The 18,747-nt window shown below is 66.5% G+C and carries 12 protein-coding genes; 7 read left to right on the top strand and 5 right to left on the bottom strand.

Annotated features, from left to right (window positions below; all coding sequences use genetic code 11):
- Nucleotides 1-17: 17 nt before the first annotated feature.
- From bla to pabB, 4 genes are all read right to left on the bottom strand, one after another.
- Nucleotides 18-1,160 carry a class A beta-lactamase gene (bla, locus tag ACOTSS_RS02290; RefSeq protein ID WP_448689930.1) on the bottom strand — a complete coding sequence of 381 codons (1,143 nt, stop codon included), beginning with the start codon at nucleotides 1,158-1,160 and terminating at the stop codon, nucleotides 18-20.
- Between the two features lie 142 nt (nucleotides 1,161-1,302).
- Nucleotides 1,303-1,989 carry a peptide-methionine (S)-S-oxide reductase MsrA gene (gene msrA, locus ACOTSS_RS02285; RefSeq protein ID WP_448689929.1) on the bottom strand — a complete coding sequence of 229 codons (687 nt, stop codon included), beginning with the start codon at nucleotides 1,987-1,989 and terminating at the stop codon, nucleotides 1,303-1,305.
- Between the two features lie 340 nt (nucleotides 1,990-2,329).
- The gene (locus ACOTSS_RS02280; protein WP_448689928.1) at nucleotides 2,330-3,541 is read right to left on the bottom strand and encodes a pyridoxal phosphate-dependent aminotransferase; all 1,212 of its coding nucleotides are present in this window, start codon (nucleotides 3,539-3,541) and stop codon (nucleotides 2,330-2,332) included.
- A gap of 115 nt (nucleotides 3,542-3,656) precedes the next feature.
- Nucleotides 3,657-5,489, bottom strand: coding sequence for an aminodeoxychorismate synthase component I (gene pabB / locus ACOTSS_RS02275; protein ID WP_448689927.1), 1,833 nt, complete (start codon nucleotides 5,487-5,489; stop codon nucleotides 3,657-3,659).
- Nucleotides 5,490-5,608: 119 nt separating this feature from the next.
- On the opposite strand from pabB, the gene ACOTSS_RS02270 reads away from it, so the two are divergent.
- The 5 genes from ACOTSS_RS02270 to ACOTSS_RS02250 all read left to right on the top strand — a co-directional run bounded on the left by ACOTSS_RS02270 (nucleotide 5,609) and on the right by ACOTSS_RS02250 (nucleotide 12,836).
- Nucleotides 5,609-7,276, top strand: coding sequence for an AMP-binding protein (locus ACOTSS_RS02270; RefSeq protein ID WP_448689926.1), 1,668 nt, complete (start codon nucleotides 5,609-5,611; stop codon nucleotides 7,274-7,276).
- Nucleotides 7,277-7,464: 188 nt separating this feature from the next.
- Nucleotides 7,465-9,111, top strand: a complete 1,647-nt coding sequence (locus tag ACOTSS_RS02265; protein WP_448689925.1) for an acetolactate synthase large subunit — start codon at nucleotides 7,465-7,467, stop codon at nucleotides 9,109-9,111.
- 136 nt (nucleotides 9,112-9,247) lie between these two features.
- Nucleotides 9,248-10,681: an aldehyde dehydrogenase family protein gene (locus ACOTSS_RS02260; RefSeq protein WP_448689924.1), complete on the top strand. Its 1,434-nt coding sequence runs from the start codon at nucleotides 9,248-9,250 to the stop codon at nucleotides 10,679-10,681.
- Between the two features lie 230 nt (nucleotides 10,682-10,911).
- Nucleotides 10,912-11,793: a UDP-2,3-diacylglucosamine diphosphatase gene (locus ACOTSS_RS02255; RefSeq protein ID WP_448689923.1), complete on the top strand. Its 882-nt coding sequence runs from the start codon at nucleotides 10,912-10,914 to the stop codon at nucleotides 11,791-11,793.
- A complete protein-coding gene (locus tag ACOTSS_RS02250) occupies nucleotides 11,790-12,836 on the top strand; it encodes a glycosyltransferase family 4 protein (protein WP_448689922.1) in 1,047 nt (348 codons plus the stop codon). The genes ACOTSS_RS02255 and ACOTSS_RS02250 overlap by 4 nt, the downstream gene beginning before the upstream one ends.
- Here ACOTSS_RS02250 and ACOTSS_RS02245 read toward each other — a convergent pair.
- Entirely contained in the window at nucleotides 12,833-15,340 is a 2,508-nt protein-coding gene (locus tag ACOTSS_RS02245; protein WP_448689921.1) for a TonB-dependent receptor plug domain-containing protein, read from the bottom strand. The genes ACOTSS_RS02250 and ACOTSS_RS02245 overlap by 4 nt on opposite strands.
- A gap of 195 nt (nucleotides 15,341-15,535) precedes the next feature.
- Between ACOTSS_RS02245 and guaA the strand changes: the two genes are divergently transcribed.
- Entirely contained in the window at nucleotides 15,536-17,125 is a 1,590-nt protein-coding gene (gene guaA / locus ACOTSS_RS02240; protein WP_448689920.1) for a glutamine-hydrolyzing GMP synthase, read from the top strand.
- A 304-nt stretch (nucleotides 17,126-17,429) separates the two neighbouring features.
- The gene (locus ACOTSS_RS02235) at nucleotides 17,430-18,632 is read left to right on the top strand and encodes a tyrosine-type recombinase/integrase (protein WP_000954590.1); all 1,203 of its coding nucleotides are present in this window, start codon (nucleotides 17,430-17,432) and stop codon (nucleotides 18,630-18,632) included.
- The last annotated feature ends 115 nt before the right edge of the window (nucleotides 18,633-18,747 follow it).

The following is an 18,747-nucleotide window of genomic DNA, read 5'->3' as shown; positions in this document are numbered from 1 at the left end:
CGAAGCAGGGACGGCGGTTAGTTCCCGTGAAATTCGGCGACAGCGCCCGATACCGCCTGCATCAGCGCCATGCGCTGCGGGATCGAGGCGGTGGTGCTGCCGAGCATGACGACGATCGCATAGCGCGTGCCGTCGGGCGCGGTCGCGATGCCGATGTCGTTGTAGCCCGCGGTCATGCCCTTGTAATCCTGTCCGGTGCCGGTCTTGTGCAGGAATTTCCAGCCCGACGGCAGCCCCGCCTTCAGCCGCTTCGGGCCGCTGTGGGTGCGGCTCATCACGTCGAGGATATAGTCGGTCGACTCGGGCGACAGCAGCGTGCCGCGCGCGAGCCGGGTCAGCGCGCGCGCGATCGCCGAGGGGCTCGCGCCGTCGACCGGATTGGCGAGATAATCGTCCATCGCCGCCTTCCGCGTCGCGTCGGGCAGCGCCGCGCGCGCCTGCTGGAAGGCGCGGCCGACCGAATAGGCCTGCTGCCATTTCAGTCCCGCGGTGCCGCTTTGCAGCAACCGTTCGCCGGGGCCGAAGCGGATCGAGCCCAAGTCCTTCGCCGCGATGAAACGGCGCACCGCTTCGGGGCCGCCGACGGTGCGCAGCAGGCTGTCGTTCGCGGTGTTGTCGCTGTGCGTGATCGCCGTCTCGATGAGGTCGCGCACGCTCATCGTCACCGTTCCCTCCGCGCGCACGCGCGCGGCGAGCGGCTGGTGGAACAGGGTGAGGTCGGCGGGGGTGATGCTGACCTTGCGGTCGAGGGTCAGTGCGCCGCGATCGACCGCGTCGAGCACGGTCAGCGTCACCCACAGCTTCGACACGCTCTGCTGCGGAAACAGTTCGTCGCCGCGCTGCTCGAGCGTCCATTCACCGTCGATGCGCTGAACCGCGATGCCGGTCTTGCCCGGAAAGGCGCGCCACAGCCCGAAGATCCGCTCCTCGAGGCCGGCGGGCGGGCGGCGGAAGCCGGGGTCGATCACCCGCTGTGGAGCCGGCGTCGCGGCGCGCACCGGCTCGCCGATCGGGACCGTCACCGATCCCGCGGGACCGCGCGCCGCCGGAACCTGTCCGCGCGGCGCCGGTATCACGGCGGCGCTGCCGACGCATCCCGCCAGCACGGCGGAGCTCATCACCACGGCGAGCAGCGGCCTGCCCGAAAACTTGACCTTCATCCAAACCCCAAAGCGGCTGCGACCGTCTGTCTCTTCCGGCCCCCGCGGCCGGAATTCGTTCGTCCCGCACCCCCGGCGGCCGGACCAGCGATTTGCGACGAACGATTCTCCCCGCACGACAAGCGGCGGAACGGAGCGCGATTCAAGGGGCCGGAGTGGCGCGCACCCACGCCGGATAGAGCCGCTTGAACGCCGCCAGCTTGGGCGCGTCCCAGCGGACGATATAGGCGTGCGAGGGGTGCCGCCGCATGAAATCCTGGTGATAGGCCTCGGCCGGATAGAAGCCCGTGTAGCGTTCGACCTTCGCGGCGATCGGCTTCGCGAACATGTCGCCCTTGCCGATCTGCGCGAGATAGGAGACCGCGACCTGGCGCTGCGCGGCGTCGAGCGGCACGATCGCGGCGCGATATTGCGTTCCCCGGTCGGGGCCTTGCCGGTTCTTCAGCGTCGGGTCGGCGACCACCGAGAAAAGAATGCGGAGCAGCGAGCCGTAGCTGACGACGCGCGGGTCATAGGTGATCCGCACCGCCTCGGCATGGCCGGTCGTCCCGCTCGACGTCCGATCGTAGCTTGCGGTCGCCTTGCTGCCGCCGTGATAGCCCGATTCGACCGAAATCACGCCCTTGACGTTCGAAAAGACGCCCTCGACGCCCCAGAAGCAGCCGCCCGCGAGTATCGCGGTCGCGCGCGGCGCCTTCGCGGCGGGATCATAAGCGGGGGCGGGCAGCCGGACGATATTTTCGGCCTGCGCCGGCGCGCATTGCGCGAGCACCACGCCGGCGATCAGGGCTGCGATGGACTGGCGGGCAGGATTGCGCCGCGGCGGCATCAGGCCGGGATCGGCAGCGCCGGTTGATTGAGGATGACGAGGGTCGCGCCAATCGCGAAGCCGGCGAGCATCGACAGAAACCAGTCGGAGCGGAGGAGAGTCAGCATGGGAGCCTCTTGTTTTCATATCTGTCTGTTCGCGGGCAGCCCCGCACCGGTTACACCGAACGATATGGCGCGCCCCTTGCCGTCGTGCAGTGATCGCGATCACCCTAGACGGCAGTGCTTACCATGTGGTGAACCGGCTGCTTAACCGCCGTTCATGCGGGCAGATAGGCGCGCGCGCCGGCCATATCAAGACCGATCGGTATAAAATTCCGGTGCCGGCGGTGAAAGTGGCGTCAGACGAGCGCGGCGCACGCCTGCTGGATGCGCACGCACGCTTCCTTGAGCACCGCCTCCGACGTCGCATAGGAGACGCGGAACGCCGGCGACAGGCCGAACGCCGCGCCATGCACCGCCGCGACGCGCGCGGCGTCGAGGAAATAGTCGATCAACGCCTCGTCGCTGTCGATCACATGGCCCGCGGGCGTCTTCTTGCCGATGCAACCCGACGCGTCGGGATAGACGTAGAAAGCGCCATCGGGGACCGGGCACGACAGGCCGGGCGCGTCGTTGAGCATCGCGACGACCATGTCGCGGCGCTTGCGGAATGCGGCGTTGCGCTCTTCGAGGAACTGCTGCGGCCCACCGAGCGCGGCGACGGCGGCGGCCTGCGCGACCGAGCAGGGGTTCGACGTCGACTGCGACTGGAGCTTGCCCATCGCCTTGATGATCCATGCCGGGCCGCCGGCATAGCCGATGCGCCAGCCGGTCATCGCATAGGCCTTCGAACAGCCGTTCACGGTCAGGATGCGGTCGACGAGGTCGGGGCAGCGCTGCGCGAGGGTCGAAAAGGCGAAATCGGCGTACCAGACATGCTCGTACATATCGTCGGTCATCACCATGACGTGCGGGTGGCGGCGGACCACCTCGCCGAGCGCGTCGAGCTCCTCGGGCGAATAGGCGGCGCCCGACGGGTTCGAAGGCGAGTTGAAGAGGATCCAGCGGGTCTTCCCGGTGATCGCGGCGTCGAGCTGCTGCGGCGTGATCTTGTAATTCTGCGCCGCGGTCGCCTCGATCGTCACCGGAGTTCCGCCCGCGAAGGCGACGATGTCGGGATAGCTCACCCAATAGGGCGCCGGGATGATCACCTCGTCGCCGGGGTCGACGGTCGCGACGAGCGCGTTGAACAAGGTGTGCTTGCCGCCGACGTTGACGCTGATCTGGTCGAGCCCATAGTCGAGGTCGTTGTCGCGGCGGAACTTGCCACGGATCGCTTCCTTGAGCGCGATCGTGCCGTCGACCAGCGTATATTTTGTCTGGCCGGCCCGGATCGCCTCGATCGCCGCTTCCTTGACGAAATCGGGCGTGTCGAAATCGGGCTCGCCCGCCGACAGGCCGATGACGTCGACGCCCGCGGCTTTCAGCGCGGTCACGCGCGCGGTCATCGCGAGCGTCGCCGAGGGCTGGATGCGGTCGAGGGCGGCGGAGGTGTGCGGCTTGAGCGACATGGACGATGCTTTCCGGGACGGCGGATTGACAGGAAATTGCGCGCGGCCGCGCCTATATCGTCCGCCCGCAAATCGCAAGGCGCGCGGCGGATAATTTACCTATGCAGGTCCGTGGTCAGCCTATCGGCGTTTCGAGGGCGTCCGCGAGCCGCGCCGGCACCAGTCCGCGCAGCGAATTGCCGATGAAGAAACCATCGGCGAGGTCGGCGACGCGCAGATGCGATTCGACCGCGCGTCCCTTGTCGATCAGCTCGGCGCGCAGCACGCCGGGAAGCAGGCCGAGCGAGAGCGGCGGGGTGAGCAGCACGCCCTCGCGCTCGACGAAGATATTGCTCCAGCTTCCCTCGGTGACGAAGCCGGGTTCGTCGACGAACACCACCTCGGCCGCGCCGCTCGCCGCGCGCGCCTCGTCATAGGGCGCGCGCAGGCTGGTCTTGTGCGCGAGGCGGAAATCGCCGTTCGCCAGCGGCGCGGACTGCACCGCCACCGGCACCGGCAGCTCGGCGAGCCGCGGCAGTGGCGTCACCTCGACCGCGAGCGCGCCCGAGGGGGCGAGTCGCATCCGCACCCGTGCCGCGCTGCGCAGGCGAAAGGTCGCCGATTGCAGGCTGTTGCGCGCGCCGTGCCGGTCGAAGGTGAAACCGAGCGCCTCGGCGCTCGCCTTCATGCGGGCGAGATGCCCCTCGAGCCGCTGGACGCCCTCGACCGGGTCGAATTGCATCGTCTCGATGAGGTCGAAGCTTTCCCCCGCTGCGCCCACAAATTCCCCCTTGGCCAGACATTCGCGCCACTCTTCAGCCGCTTGGCTGTCGGCGACAATAGCCGATCCCAGCCCCAGCGTGGCGCAAGCCGGCGTATCGCGCAAGTCACCCGCTGCGGGAAAGACCAAAGTGCGGATCGCGACGTTGAAGGCGGCGTCGCCGCTGGGCTCGATGAAACCGATCGACCCGGTGTAGAGGCCGCGCGGCTCGGTTTCCAGTTCGTCGATAATCTCCATCGCCCGCACCTTGGGCGCGCCGGTGATCGACCCGCAGGGAAAGGCGGCGCGCAGCACATCGACCGCCCCCGCCCCGTCGGGCAGCCGCGCCGCGACGTCGGAGACGAGCTGGTGGATCGTCGGAAAGCTCTCGACGCGGAACAGCTCGGGCACCGTCACCGACCCCGGCGCCGCGACGCGCGACAGGTCGTTGCGGATCAGATCGACGATCATCAGATTCTCGGCGCGCTGCTTGGGGTCGGCGGCAAGATCGCGGGCGGCGCGCGCATCGGCGTCGGGATCGGCAAGCCGTGCCGCGGTCCCCTTCATCGGGCGCGCGATCACCGCGCCGCCCCGCAGCGCGAAGAAGAGCTCGGGCGACAAGGAGGCGATCGCCTGCGCGCCCATCCAGACGAAACCGCCATAGCCCGCGCGCGCGGTCCGCCGCAGCCGCGCATAGGCGGCGAGCGGGTTGCCTTCGATGGGCACATCGGCGCGGAAGGTCAGATTGGCCTGATAGATGTCGCCGGCGCGGATATAGCCCAGCACCGCCTCGACGGCGGCTTCATAGGCCGCACGCGACACCCGCGGCGCCGGCCGCCCGACCCAGGCGCCCGCCGGATCGGGCAGCATGTCCGGCACTGCCTCGGCCTCGATCCGGTGGACGCGATCGAACAGGCCGAACCAGGCGATAGGCGCATCGCCTTCATCGCCGCCGGGGCCGCGCCAGGCTGGCGCGAGCCCCTTGCCGGCTTCGTAGGCGAGATATCCCGCAGCGTGGAGTCCCCGCGCCCGCGCCGCTTCGAGCGCATCGAGCAGCGCCGGCACTTCGCGCGCGCTCCGCGCGGTCAGCGCCTCGACGGGATCGCGGAACAGCCGCGCCGGAACGGCGCCCTCGGCGCGCGCGTCGTCGAGCAGGACGAAGGGCGGGCTTCCCGGCCCGGGAACGGGGATGGCCGCATCGTGTGTCATGTCCTGTGGGCTCCGCCTAGCCGCGCCCCGCCCGCGCCGCAAGCGGGCCGGATTGCAGCGACGGCTTACTTACCCTAGTGTCAGGAACGCCCGCCATTGCGAAAGGACAGATCGCCCCGATGAGCAGCCCCTTTTCCTGGTCGACCGACTATCGCCACCCGACGGCATGGGACCAGGATTTTCCGCCGCTCTCGCTGCCCGAGATGCTCGCGGCGAGCGCGGCGCGCAAGGGCTCGGCGCCGGCACTCGACTTCATGGGGCGGCGCTTCACCTATGCCGAGGTCGCGGGCGGCGCGGCGCGCGTCGCACGCGGGCTGCAACAGCGCGGGATCGGCAAGGGCAGCCGCGTCGGCCTCTTCCTTCCCAACGTCCCGCACTATGTCGCGGCCTATTATGGCGCGCTCGCCGCCGGCGCGACGGTGGTCAATTTCTCGCCGCTCTACACCGTCGCCGAGCTCGAAGCGCAGGTCGAGGATTCGGGCACCGACATATTGTTCACGGTCAGTGCTGCGGCACTGCTTCCGACCGCGCTCGCGGTGCTCGACGGGTCGAGCCTGAAACAGCTCGTCGTCGGCTCGGTCGCGGGCGGGCTGCCCGCCGCCAAGTCGCTACTCTATCGCCTGCTCCGCCGCCGCGAGGTCGCGCCGCTGCCCGAGGATCCGCGCATCATCCGCTTTTCGGCGCTCACCGACAACGACGGCCGCCCCGACCCCGTCGCGATCGATCCCGAGCGCGATATCGCGCTGATCCAATATACCGGCGGCACCACCGGGACGCCGAAGGGCGCGAAGCTCACGCACCAGAATCTCACCGCCAATGCGCGGCAGGTGAACGCGATCGACCCCGACCATGAGGCTGGCGACCGCATCCTCGGCGTCCTGCCCTTCTTCCACGTCTTCGCCAACACCTGCGTCCTCAATCGCACCATCCTCAACGGCGGGATGATCACCATGCTGCCGCGCTTCGACGCGAAGCAGGCGCTGCAGGCGATCACCCGGACGAAGGCGACCGCGCTGCCCGGCGTGCCGACCATGTACCAGGCGCTGCTCGACCATCCCGACCTTGCCAAGACCGACTTCTCCAGCCTGCGCATCTGCATCTCGGGCGGCGCGCCGATGCCCGCCGAGCTGCGCGAGAAATTCGTCGCCGCAACGGGCGCCTCGCTCGTCGAGGGCTATGGCCTCACCGAAAGCTCGGGCGTCGTCGCGACCAACCCCTATGAGGGGCCGGTCAAGGCCGGGACGATCGGGCAGCCGATCCCCGCGACGCACATCCGCCTACTCGACAAGGAGGACCCGTCGAAGGACGCGCCCGCGGGCGAGGCGGGCGAGCTCGCCATCAAGGGGCCGCAGATCATGCAGGGATATTGGAACCGCCCCGATGCCGACACCGACAGCTTCACCGCCGACGGCTGGCTGCGCACCGGCGACGTCGCGGCGATCGACGCCGACGGCTATATCCGCATCGTCGACCGGCTGAAGGACATGATCGCGGTGGGTGGCTTCAAGGTCTATCCGAGCGTGATCGAAGCGCATCTGCACCAGCATCCCGCGATCAAGGAAGCGATCGTCCTCGGCGTGCCCGACGCCTATCGCGGCGAAAGCCCCAAGGCCTTCGTGACGCTGGAGGACGGGTTCGACGTTTCGGGCGACGCCCTTGCCGCCTGGCTCAACCCCCAGCTCGGCAAGCACGAACGCGTGAGCGCGGTGGAGGTGCGCAAGGAGCTGCCCAAGACGATGATCGGCAAGCTCGACCGCAAGGCGCTGCGCGCCGAAGCGATGGGGTAACGCGCCAGGCCCGCGCGGGGCGCCCGCGCTGGTGACAACCCCTTCGCCCCTCGTTACAACCCCGATCCGGTGCAGCAGGGACTCGCGATCCACGACGAGACCCGCCGCATCGCGGCAGGTGCTGCCGGGTCGCCGGCACGGGCTTTGGACCGCACCCGAAGGTGGTGCGAAGAGGGGGGCGACTGACCGTGAAAAAAGCATCCGACCTGTTCATCGAATGCCTCGAGGAAGAAGGCGTCGAATATATCTTCGGCGTTCCCGGCGAGGAGAATCTCGACTTTCTCGACAGCCTGTCGCGCTCGAAGACGATCAAGCTGATCCTGACGCGCCACGAACAGGGCGCGGGCTTCATGGCCGCGACCTATGGCCGCCATACCGGCAAAACCGGCGTGTGCCTTGCGACGCTCGGCCCCGGCGCGACCAATTTCGTGACCGCAGCCGCCTACGCCCAGCTCGGCGGAATGCCGATGATGATGATCACCGGGCAAAAGCCGATCAAGAAATCGAAGCAGGGCCGCTTCCAGATTCTCGACGTCGTGCGGATGATGGGGCCGATCACCAAATATACGCACCAGATGGCCTCGTCGGACAATATCCCGAGCCGCGTGCGCGAGGCGTTTCGCCTGGCTGAAGAGGAAAAGCCCGGCGCGGTGCATATCGAGCTGCCCGAGGATATCGCCGACGAACACACCGACAGCCTGCCGCTGAAGCGTAGCCATAGCCGCAGGCCGACCGCCGACGTGAAGTCGATCCGCGAGGCGGTGAAGGCGCTCGAGGAAGCGACCTCGCCCGTTCTCGTGATCGGCGCGGGCGCGAACCGGACGATGACCAGCCGCATGCTGCTGCAGTTCATCGAAAAGACCGGCATCCCCTTCCTCACCACGCAACTCGGCAAGGGCGTGATCGACGAGCGGCATCCGAAATTCCTCGGCTGTGCGGCGCTGAGCGCGGGGGATTTCGTCCACCGTGCGGTCGAGGCGTCGGACTGCATCGTCAACCTCGGCCATGACGTGATCGAAAAGCCGCCCTTCTTCATGAAGGCGGGCGGCCCGACGGTGATCCACGTCTCGACCAAGACCGCCGAAGTCGACCCGGTCTATTTCCCCGATATCGAGGTGATCGGCGACATCGCCAATGCGATCTGGCAGATCAAGGAGGACATCGTCCCCAACGGCGGCTGGAAATTCGACCATATGCTCGCCTATCGCAAGGCCGAGGTCGATCATACCGCGCCGCTCGCCGCCGACGCGCGCTTCCCGATCTTTCCGCCGCATCTGGTGCAGCAGGTGCGGGGCGCGATGCCCGACGATGCGATCATCTGCCTCGACAACGGCGTCTACAAGATCTGGTTCGCGCGCGGCTACACCGCCTATCGCCCGAATACCGTGCTGCTCGACAATGCGCTCGCGACGATGGGCGCCGGGCTGCCGAGCGCGATGATGTCGGCGATGCTCTATCCGGAGCGCAAGGTCATGGCGATCTGTGGCGACGGCGGCTTCATGATGAACAGCCAGGAAATGGAGACCGCGGTGCGGCTGGGGCTCAATATCACCGTGCTGATCCTCAACGACAACAGCTATGGCATGATCCGCTGGAAACAGGCGAACATGGGGTTCAAGGACTGGGGACTGACCTACGGCAACCCCGATTTCGTCAAATATGCCGAAAGCTATGGCGCCAGCGGCTACCGCGTCGAAAGCGCGGCGCATTTGAAGGAACTTCTCGCTCACACGCGCGATACGCCCGGTGTGCATCTGATCGATTGTCCGGTCGATTATTCGGAGAATGACCAGATATTGAACGTCGATATCAAGCGGTTGTCGAAGGAGCTGTGACCTTTGGCTCCCCTCCCGCCTGCGGGAGGAGCAGCGAGACTTGGGAGCTTGCTCCCTAGTCGCAGCGGGGTGGGTCATAACACCGCCGCTGGCCCACCCCCGACCCCTCCCGCAAGCGGGAGGGGGGAGAAATGGAATGAAACTCAAGGACGTCTACCCGCTCTACCTGAACAACAAGGCGGCGCAGCCGAACACCGACCTCGCGGTGACCGACAAATTCACCGGCGAGGTCGCCTTCCGTACCGCGCTCGCGACCCCCGACGTCATCGACGAAGCGATCGCCGGCGCAGTCCGCGCTGCCGAGCCGATGGCGCGGCTCGCGAGCTTCGAGAAGCAGGATGTGCTGAACCATTGCGTCGGGCGCTTCCGCGAACGCTTCGACGAACTCGCCTATGCGCTGTGCGTCGAGGCGGGGAAGCCGATCGCCGACGCCGAAGGCGAGGTGACCCGACTGATCGACACCTTCCGCATCGCCGCCGAGGAAGCGGTGCGCAACTATGGCGAGGTCCAGCCGCTCGACATCTCGGCGCGCGCCAAGGGCTATATGGGGATGTGGAAGCGGGTGCCCATCGGCCCGTGCAGCTTCATTTCGCCGTTCAATTTTCCCCTCAACCTCGCCGCGCACAAGATCGCGCCGGCGATCGCGATGGGCTGTCCGTTCGTCATGAAGCCCGCGTCGATGACGCCATTGGGCGCGATCATCATGGGCGAGGTGCTCGCCGAATGCGACATATTGCCCGAGGGGGCGTTCAGCATCCTGCCCGCGACGCGCGACGGCGCCGACCTGTTCACCACCGACGAGCGGCTCAAACTGCTGAGCTTCACCGGCTCGCCCGCGGTCGGCTGGGATCTGAAGGCCAAGGCGGGAAAGAAGAAAGTCATCCTCGAACTCGGCGGCAACGCCGCGGTGATCGTCGACAGGGACGCCGATCTCGACCATGCGCTCGCGCGGATCATCTTCGGCGCCTTCTATCAGTCGGGCCAGTCGTGCATCGGGGTGCAGCGGATCATCATCCACGCCGACATCTACGACACGTTCCGCGACATGCTGGTCGCCAAGACGAAGACGCTGGTCGCGGGCGACCCCAAGGACCGCAAGACCTTCATCGGCCCGATGATCTCCGAAAAGGAAGCCTCGCGGCTGGACGGGTGGATCGAGGAAGCCATCGCGGGCGGCGCGAAACTGCTCGTCGGCGGCAAGCGCGACGGGGCGATGCTCGAGGCCACCCTGCTCGAAGGCGTCGACCGCAGCGCCAGCGCCTATCGCGAGGAAGCCTTCGGCCCGCTCGCGATCCTGTCGAAATTCACCGATTGGAGTGACGCGCTGGCCGAGATCAACGACAGCAAGTTCGGGCTCCAGGCCGGTCTGTTCACGCGCGATATCAACCAGGTGCTCGAGGCGTGGGACCGGCTCGAGGTCGGCGGGGTCGTCGTCAACGACGTTTCCTCCTACCGCGTCGACAACATGCCCTATGGCGGAGTCAAGGATTCGGGGCTCGGCCGCGAAGGTATCCGGTTCGCGATGGAGGATATGAGCGAGATACGGAATCTGGTGATCCGTCGGGTTTGACCGGAAAAGCCCGTCATTGCGAGGAGCGCAGCGATGAAGCAATCTCCAGCCATCGTCATCGATGGACAAAAGCTGGAGATTGCTTCGCTTCGCTCGCAATGACGAATTCGGTCCATTGTCACAGAACTGCCCTCAAACCGTCGCCGAACCGTCCTCGCTTTGATTCGCAGGGTGTAACAAAAGCCGTGTCTAGGCCGTGGGCAGCCACAAGCTGCCTCAAGGAGTGCGACATGGCCTCGATCTCGACTCTGCCGATCCCGGCGCGCTTCCCCGATCCCTTCACCACCGATCCGCACGTCCCCGAGCGCGTGATCGGCAAAAGGCGAAGCTATCGCGCGGTGTGGGTCAGCGACATCCACCTCGGCACCCGCGGCTGCAATGCCGGGCTGCTGATCGATTTCTTCGATCATGTCGATTGCGAGACGCTCTACCTCGTCGGCGACATCATCGACGGCTGGCGGCTCAAGAAGCGGCATTTCTGGCCGCCCGAGCATAACGACGTCGTCTGGCGCGTCCTGAAGCGCGCCAAGCGCGGTACCCGCGTCGTCTATGTTCCCGGCAACCATGACGAGATGGTCAAGCCCTTCGACGGCTTCGATTTCGGCGGGGTCGAAATCCGCCGCGAGGCGATCCACGAAACCGCCGATGGCCGCAAGCTGCTCGTCGTCCACGGCGACGAGTTCGACGCGGTGATGCTTGCTCACCGCTGGCTCGCCTTCGTCGGCGACGCCGCCTACACCGCGCTGATGAAGTGCAATGTGGTGGTGAACGCCATCCGCAGCCGCCTCGGCCTGCCCTATTGGTCGCTGTCGCTGGTCGCCAAGCACAAGGTCAAGAACGCCGTCCAGTTCATCGGCCGCTATGAGGAGGTCGTCGCCCACGCGGCACGCTCGCGCGGGGTCGACGGGGTCGTGTGCGGCCATATCCACAGCGCCGAGATGCGCGCGATCGACGGCGTGGACTATTATAACGACGGCGACTGGGTCGAGGGCTGCACCGCGCTCGTCGAGCACCACGACGGCACGATGGAGATCCTGCGCTGGGCTGAAGAAGTCGCGGCGCGCGCCGTACCCGCGGCGATCGAGCTGCCCGCCCCGGCACGCGCGGCATGAGGATCCTGATCGTCACCGACGCGTGGGAGCCGCAGGTCAACGGCGTCGTCCGCACGCTGCAGGCGACGATCGCCGAGCTGCGCGGCGCGGGCCATGAGGTCGCGGTGATCTCGCCCGACCTGTTCCGCTCGATCCCCTGCCCTACCTATGGCGAAATCCGCCTCGCTTTCGCAGGGCGGCGCAGCGTCGGTCGGCGCATCCGCGCCTTCGCGCCGCAGGCGATCCATATCTCGACCGAGGGGCCGCTCGGGCTCGCGGCGCGGCGCTGGTGCCTCCAGAACGGTTTTCCCTTCACCACCGCCTATCACACGCGTTTCCCGGACTATGTCGCGGCACGCCTGCCCATATCGCCCGCTTTCGTATGGCGCTTCATCCGCTGGTTCCACCGCCCGGCGCGCCACATCATGGTCGCGACCCGCAGCCTCGCGCGCGAGCTTGCCGATCAGGGGCTCCCCCAGACGATGCTGTGGGAGCGCGGTGTCGACCACGCGCTGTTCCGCGCCGACCGCGCACCCCATCCCGCACTCGCCGCGCTGCCGCGCCCCATCCAGCTCTATGTCGGACGCGTCGCGGTCGAAAAGAATATCGAGGCCTTTCTCGAAACGCGGCAGCCCGGAACCAGGGTGATCGTCGGCGACGGTCCCGCGCTCGCCGATCTCGCGGCGCGCTATCCCGACGCCGCCTTTCTGGGCAAGCTCGGCGGCGAAGCGCTCGCCGCGGCCTATGCCGGCGCCGACGTCTTCGTCTTTCCAAGCCGCACCGACACATTCGGGCTGGTGGTGATCGAGGCGCTGAGTTGCGGCACCCCGGTCGCCGCCTACCCCGTGCCCGGTCCCGGCGATATCGTGACCGGCGGCGCGGGCGCGCTCGACGAGGATCTCGACGCCGCGATCGCCCGCGCACTCGCCTGCGACCGCTCCGAGGCCGCGGCGCTCGGCGCACGCTACAGCTGGTCGGCCTGCACCGCACAGTTTATGAACGCACTGACCTTCGTTCCGGCCGAGCCGGCGGCGGCGCCCGCCGGCGCCGCCCTCGCCGCCTAGAAGGCCTTGCGCCACTCCAGCTCGACATAGCGGCCGAGCGAGTCGGTGTAGCCGGGCTGATAAGTCAGCGGCACCGTGCCGCTCGCATCGGTGACCTTGCGCTGGGCGTCGAACAGATTGTTCACCGACAGGCGCAGCCGCGAGTTCTTGAGGAACGGCAGGTCCCCGGTCAGCGCGGGCATCTGGTTGAAGTCCGCGAAGACGCGCAGATTGAAAGTCGCGAGATCGTGGAAGTCGAGGTCGCCGTTGGCGCCGCCGACCACTGTGCTGCCGCTGTCGTATTTGGCGCTGACCCGCGCGCCGAACCCCTTGTAGAAGACGCCGCCATCGAGCTCGACGAGGTGACGGTTGCTACCGCCGCCATTGCCCGTCGCCGAGCCGTTCAGCAGATCGAGCTCGGGCACGCCGGGGCCGATCAGCACTTTGTCGGTCAGCTTGATCGTATGATAAAGCGACACCTGCCAGCGGCCGCCCTGCTGGCCGCCGCCGAACGGCCCGCCACCGCCGCCGCGCCGGCCGAAACCGCGGCCACCGCCACCGCGCCGCGGGCCCGCCTCCGCCGCAGGAGGCGGCGCGGCCTGCTGGCCCTCGCCGCGCGCCGCGCCTTCGGCCGGCGGCGGTGCGTCACCGCCTGCGGAAGGCGGCGCGCCCGCACCCGACCGGCGACCGCCGCGACCTTCGCCGCCGCCACGCGCGCCCGGCTCGGGCTGGCCGAAGCTCTTGCCGAAGTTGAAGCCCCAGCGGATCTGCGAATTGCTCGCGCGGTCGAAATTGACCGGACGCTGGTCGATCGCCAGCAAGGTGCCGTCGGGCGCGCGCGTCACCCGGTCGGGGAAGGCCGCTTCGATCTCGGGGGTCAGCAGCGGGAAGCCGTTCGCCGTGTCATAGCTTTTGTTGCTGTTGTAATTGACCGAGACGCGCAGCCCCTCGACCATCGGCACTTCCCAGTTCAGCCCGAGCTTGAAGTCGCGCCGCCGCTCGGCGAGCAGGAAGGGATTGCCGCCCGTCGTGGTCGTGATCAACCCCGTCTGGCCGGTCTTGAGGTCGTAATAGGTGACCCCCTCGGTCGTCAGCGGCGCGGCGCCGAGCTGCGTCACGCTGGGCGCTTCCTCGTCGCTGTTGAAGCTCGCGACCAGCGACAGATTGTCGGTGAAGACGAAATTGAGGTTGGCGCCCCAGTTCTTCAGCGTCTGGAAATCGCTTGGCTTCTGCACCTGGCCGCTGAGCGTCGCCGACACGCGGATCGGGCCGACCCCATAGTCGGGATCGAGCAGCGGGACGTTGAGCGACCCGAAGACGCTCGGCACGTCGCGCGACAGGTCGGTGGTCGTGACCACCCCGCCGCGCTGCGACTGGCTGTCGAAGCGCAGCCCCGAATAGCTCGCGGTCGCCGACAGGCGGAGCGGCCCCGCCCAGCCCTCGCCGAGGCTGCCCGAGACATTGGTGTTGGCGCCGAAGCTCTGCTGGCTGCTGTCGAAACGGTCGCGGGTGCCGCCGGCGCGGTCGGTGAAGGTGCGCGTGTCGGCATCGGCATAATTGCCGGTCACCGACCAGCGCCAGTCGCCGAGCATGCCGTTGACACTCGCCGAGCTCGTCCAGTTCTGGGTGCGGCTGTCGCGGCGCAGCGGATCGCCCGGCCCGCCCGTGTCGGGGCCGAGCAGGCTGAGGCTGTCGGTCTGGTCGAAGCGCAGGCTGACCGACGCCTCGGTCACCTTGTCGATGTTGCGCACCAGCGTCCCGTCGAGGACATATTGATCGCTTGCGGACGACAGGCTGCGTGCGGACGCGCCCGCGGCAAGGACCGGATCGTCGTAATCGAGGTCGCGCTCGCTTTCGAGCAGCATCGTCTGATGCTCCCAGCTCGCGTTGAGGTTGAGCCGGCCGTTCTTGCCGATCGCGGTGAAGGCGGGTTCGAGCTCGCTCTTGAACTGGCCGCCCTGCGTCGGCACCCCCGCCTCCGCCTCGACCGACACCTGCCGGAAATCGGGCTTGAGCACGAAATTGACGACGCGTTCGGTCGCGGCATAGCCATATTGCAGCGCGACCTCTTCGGGAAAGACCTCGACCTTGGCGATCGCCTCGGGCGGGATGTTGCGCACCGCGCCGAACCCCGACGTGCGGCGGCCGTTGACGAGGATGACCGGACGCCCGCCGCCGCGGCCGCGGCCCGAGCGCGTCATCGGCTCGAGCGCGTCGAGCAGTTCCTCGATCGACGACGCGCCATAGCTCGCGATCGCGGCCTCATCGAGTTCGGCATCGGCGGCGATGTCGGTTTCGAGCTGCCCCGCGAGGCGCTGCGCGGTGACGACGATTTCGCCTTCCTCCTCTTCGCCCTGATCGTCGTCCGGCGCGCTTGTATCGGCATCGACCGGCTGAACGGCGGGCGCAATCGCGGCCGCATCGGGCAGCGTATCGGCGGCGGCAGCCATAGCCGGACCGGCAACAGTTGCGGCACCAGCAAGCAACAGCGCACGTGCGGACAGCGAAAGGCGGATCTTTTTCATGGGAAGGGGAGCCTTCTTATAATCTTGTCTTGGTTTTTTCTTAGCGTGTCGGGCTGAACCCGGCATGACATGGATTTGCCCCGGCGGTTCATCTGGTCGCAATTTGTCGCAACAATATGGCAGCGCGACAAAAGTTCGACCGGCGCCCCATAGCGACCGCTGGACAGCGGCGGCGCGCCTCTTTATCGGCCAGCCATGCCGACTCCAGACACCGCCGCCACGCTCCCCGAATCCATCCTGATCGTCGATTTCGGCAGTCAGGTCACCCAGCTCATCGCCCGCCGCGTCCGCGAGGCCGGCGTCTACAGCGAGATCGTCCCGTTCAGCGGCGCCGAAGCCGCGCTCGAACGGATGAAGCCCAAGGGCGTGATCCTGTCGGGATCGCCGGCCTCGGTCCCCGCCTCCGGCAGCCCGCGCGCGCCGCAGTCGGTGTTCGACAGCGGCCTGCCCATCCTCGGCATCTGCTACGGCCAGCAGGTCATGAGCCAGCAACTCGGCGGGCAGGTCGAGCCGGGCGGCGCCGATGGCGAGCGCGACGGCGAATTCGGCCGCGCCTTCCTGACCGTCACCGAACCCTGCGTGCTGTTCGATGGCCTCTGGGACGTCGGCGAGCGCCATCAGGTGTGGATGAGTCATGGCGACCGAGTCACGCAATTCGCGCCCGGCTTCCGCATCGTCGCGATCAGCGACGGCGCGCCCTTCGCGCTGATCGCCGACGATGAGCGCCGCTATTACGGCACCCAGTTCCACCCCGAGGTCGTCCACACCCCCGACGGCGCCAAACTCATCGCGAACTTCGTCCGCCACGTCTGCGGTTGTTCGGGCGACTGGACGATGGCCGAGTTTCGCGCCACCAAGATCGCCGAGATTCGCGCGCAGGTCGGCGACCAGCGCGTGCTCTGCGGCCTGTCGGGCGGGGTCGACAGCGCGGTCGCCGCGGTGCTGATCCACGAAGCGATCGGCGAGCAGCTCACCTGCGTCTTCGTCGACCACGGCCTTCTGCGCCTCAACGAGCGCGAGCAGGTCGAACGCCTGTTCCGCGACCATTACAACATCCCGCTCGTCGTCGTCGACGCCGAGGAGCGCTTCATGGCGGGCCTCGCGGGGGTCACCGACCCCGAAAAGAAACGCAAATTCATCGGCGCCGAATTCATCAACGTGTTCGAAGAGGAAGCGAAGAAGCTCGGCGGCGCCGACTTCCTCGCGCAGGGCACGCTCTACCCCGACGTGATCGAAAGCGTGTCCTTCACCGGCGGCCCGAGCGTGACGATCAAGAGCCACCACAATGTCGGCGGCCTGCCCGAACGCATGAACATGAAGCTCGTCGAGCCCTTGCGCGAGCTGTTCAAGGACGAGGTCCGCCTGCTCGGCAAGGAGCTCGGCCTCCCCGACATCTTCGTCGGCCGCCACCCCTTCCCCGGTCCCGGCCTCGCGATCCGCATTCCGGGCGAGGTGTCGAAGGAACGCTGCGACATCCTCCGCAAGGCCGATGCGGTCTATCTGGAAGAGATCCGGAGTGCGGGCCTCTATGACGCGATCTGGCAGGCCTTCGCGGTGCTGCTCCCCGTCAAGACGGTCGGCGTGATGGGCGACGGGCGCACCTACGACCATGTCTGCGCGCTGCGCGCCGTCACCTCGACCGACGGCATGACCGCCGACATCTACCCCTTCGACGCGAGCTTCCTCAGCCGCTGCGCGACGCGGATCATCAACGAGGTGCAGGGCATCAACCGCGTGGTTTACGACTATACGTCGAAACCGCCGGGGACGATCGAGTGGGAATGATTCCGCGTCTGGCACAGCCAGGCACCTGATGGCATGAAATGCCGCTAAGCCCGCGTAATTGCGGGCTTTTTTTTGTTTGTGTTTGGCACGATCTGGCAACGGGAGGAAGCGCCAAGCACCGTTTGAGCATGGCATTAAAGCTGGTATTATGGTTTGGCGATGCCATGATTGATGCCGATACCATGCTGCGTTCTTTTGTGTGTTCATGGTATTAATATTCTATAAGTTACTGTTTCGTAAGAAAAAATACGATAAATTCGAGATTTTTTCAGCATGGTATCGGAGACGAAGAAGGACAAGGTACATGCTGACCGATACCAAGCTGCGCAATCTCAAGCCCAGGGACAAACTCTACAAAGTGAATGACCGGGAAGGTCTCTATGTGGCAGTGACTCCAGCCGGCTCCATCTCGTTCCGTTACAACTACTCAATCAACGGTCGGCAGGAGACCATCACCTTTGGGCGTTATGGTGTCGGTGGCATCACCCTGGCCGAAGCCCGCGAGCTGTTGGGTGACGCCAAGAAGATGGTTGCGGCGGGCAAGTCGCCGGCCAAGGAGAAAGCCCGAGACAAGGCGCGGGTGAAAGATGCAGAGACGTTCGGTGCCTGGGCGGAGAAGTGGCTGCGTGGCTACCAGATGGCCGACTCCACCCGCGATATGCGCCGCTCGGTTTATGAGCGTGAGCTGAAGCCGAAATTCAGCAATCAGAAGCTGGTGGAGATCACCCACGAAGACTTGCGGGCGCTGGCTGATGCCATTGTTGAGCGAGGCGCACCGGCCACCGCCGTTCATGTGCGTGAAATCGTGTTGCAGGTATTTCGCTGGGCCATCGAGCGTGGGCAGAAGGTCGAAAACCCGGCAGAACTGGTGCGCCCAACAAGCATCGCTCGATTCGAGCCACGTGACCGAGCGTTGACGCCAGAAGAAATTGGGCTGATGTACCAGTACATGGAGCGAGTGGGCACAAGCCCAACAAACCGTGCGGCGGCCAAGCTGTTATTGCTGACGATGGTGCGCAAGAGCGAGCTGACCAATGCGACCTGGAGCGAGATCAATTTCAGCGAAGCGTTGTGGACGATTCCAAAGGAGCGGATGAAACGCCGTAACCCGCACCTGGTATTTCTGTCCCAGCAGGCTCTGGATATTTTCATTGCCATGAAAACCTTTGCCGGTGGTTCCGACTTCGTTTTGCCATCACGGTACGACTCGGATGCGCCGATGAGCGCTGCCACACTTAACCAGGTGCTGACGCTGACTTACAAGGCGGCGCAGAAAGATGGGAAGTCACTTACCAAGTTCGGACCGCATGATTTGCGGCGCACAGCCAGCACGCTGTTGCATGAGGCCGGCTACAACACCGACTGGATCGAGAAGTGCCTGGCGCACGAGCAGAAGGGCGTGAGGGCTGTCTACAACAAGGCTGAGTACCGCGAGCAGCGGGCGGCGATGTTGCAGGATTGGGCCGATATGATTGATGAGTGGACTTCGGGAGGCAGTAAGGGTTGATGTTTTTGCTATCTTTGATAGCATTGAAGTTGATGCCGTGAATTTATAAATAAGGCCGCCATTGGCATCGGGCAGGTCAATTACCGATTAGCTGCTTCGCGCAGCTACTCGATGA

The organism is Sphingopyxis sp. NJF-3 (genome assembly GCF_053514865.1).
This window is presented reverse-complemented; position numbering and strand designations above follow the sequence as displayed.

Excerpts from the sequence above, each read along its gene's own strand:
- bla (WP_448689930.1), bottom strand. The coding sequence starts at position 1,160 with ATGAAGGTCAAGTTTTCGGGCAGGCCGCTGCTCGCCGTGGTGATGAGC.
- msrA (WP_448689929.1), bottom strand. The coding sequence starts at position 1,989 with ATGCCGCCGCGGCGCAATCCTGCCCGCCAGTCCATCGCAGCCCTGATC.
- ACOTSS_RS02280 (WP_448689928.1), bottom strand. The coding sequence starts at position 3,541 with ATGTCGCTCAAGCCGCACACCTCCGCCGCCCTCGACCGCATCCAGCCC.
- pabB (WP_448689927.1), bottom strand. The coding sequence starts at position 5,489 with ATGACACACGATGCGGCCATCCCCGTTCCCGGGCCGGGAAGCCCGCCC.
- ACOTSS_RS02270 (WP_448689926.1), top strand. The coding sequence starts at position 5,609 with ATGAGCAGCCCCTTTTCCTGGTCGACCGACTATCGCCACCCGACGGCA.
- ACOTSS_RS02260 (WP_448689924.1), top strand. The coding sequence starts at position 9,248 with ATGAAACTCAAGGACGTCTACCCGCTCTACCTGAACAACAAGGCGGCG.
- ACOTSS_RS02255 (WP_448689923.1), top strand. The coding sequence starts at position 10,912 with ATGGCCTCGATCTCGACTCTGCCGATCCCGGCGCGCTTCCCCGATCCC.
- ACOTSS_RS02250 (WP_448689922.1), top strand. The coding sequence starts at position 11,790 with ATGAGGATCCTGATCGTCACCGACGCGTGGGAGCCGCAGGTCAACGGC.
- ACOTSS_RS02245 (WP_448689921.1), bottom strand. The coding sequence starts at position 15,340 with ATGAAAAAGATCCGCCTTTCGCTGTCCGCACGTGCGCTGTTGCTTGCT.
- guaA (WP_448689920.1), top strand. The coding sequence starts at position 15,536 with ATGCCGACTCCAGACACCGCCGCCACGCTCCCCGAATCCATCCTGATC.
- ACOTSS_RS02235 (WP_000954590.1), top strand. The coding sequence starts at position 17,430 with ATGCTGACCGATACCAAGCTGCGCAATCTCAAGCCCAGGGACAAACTC.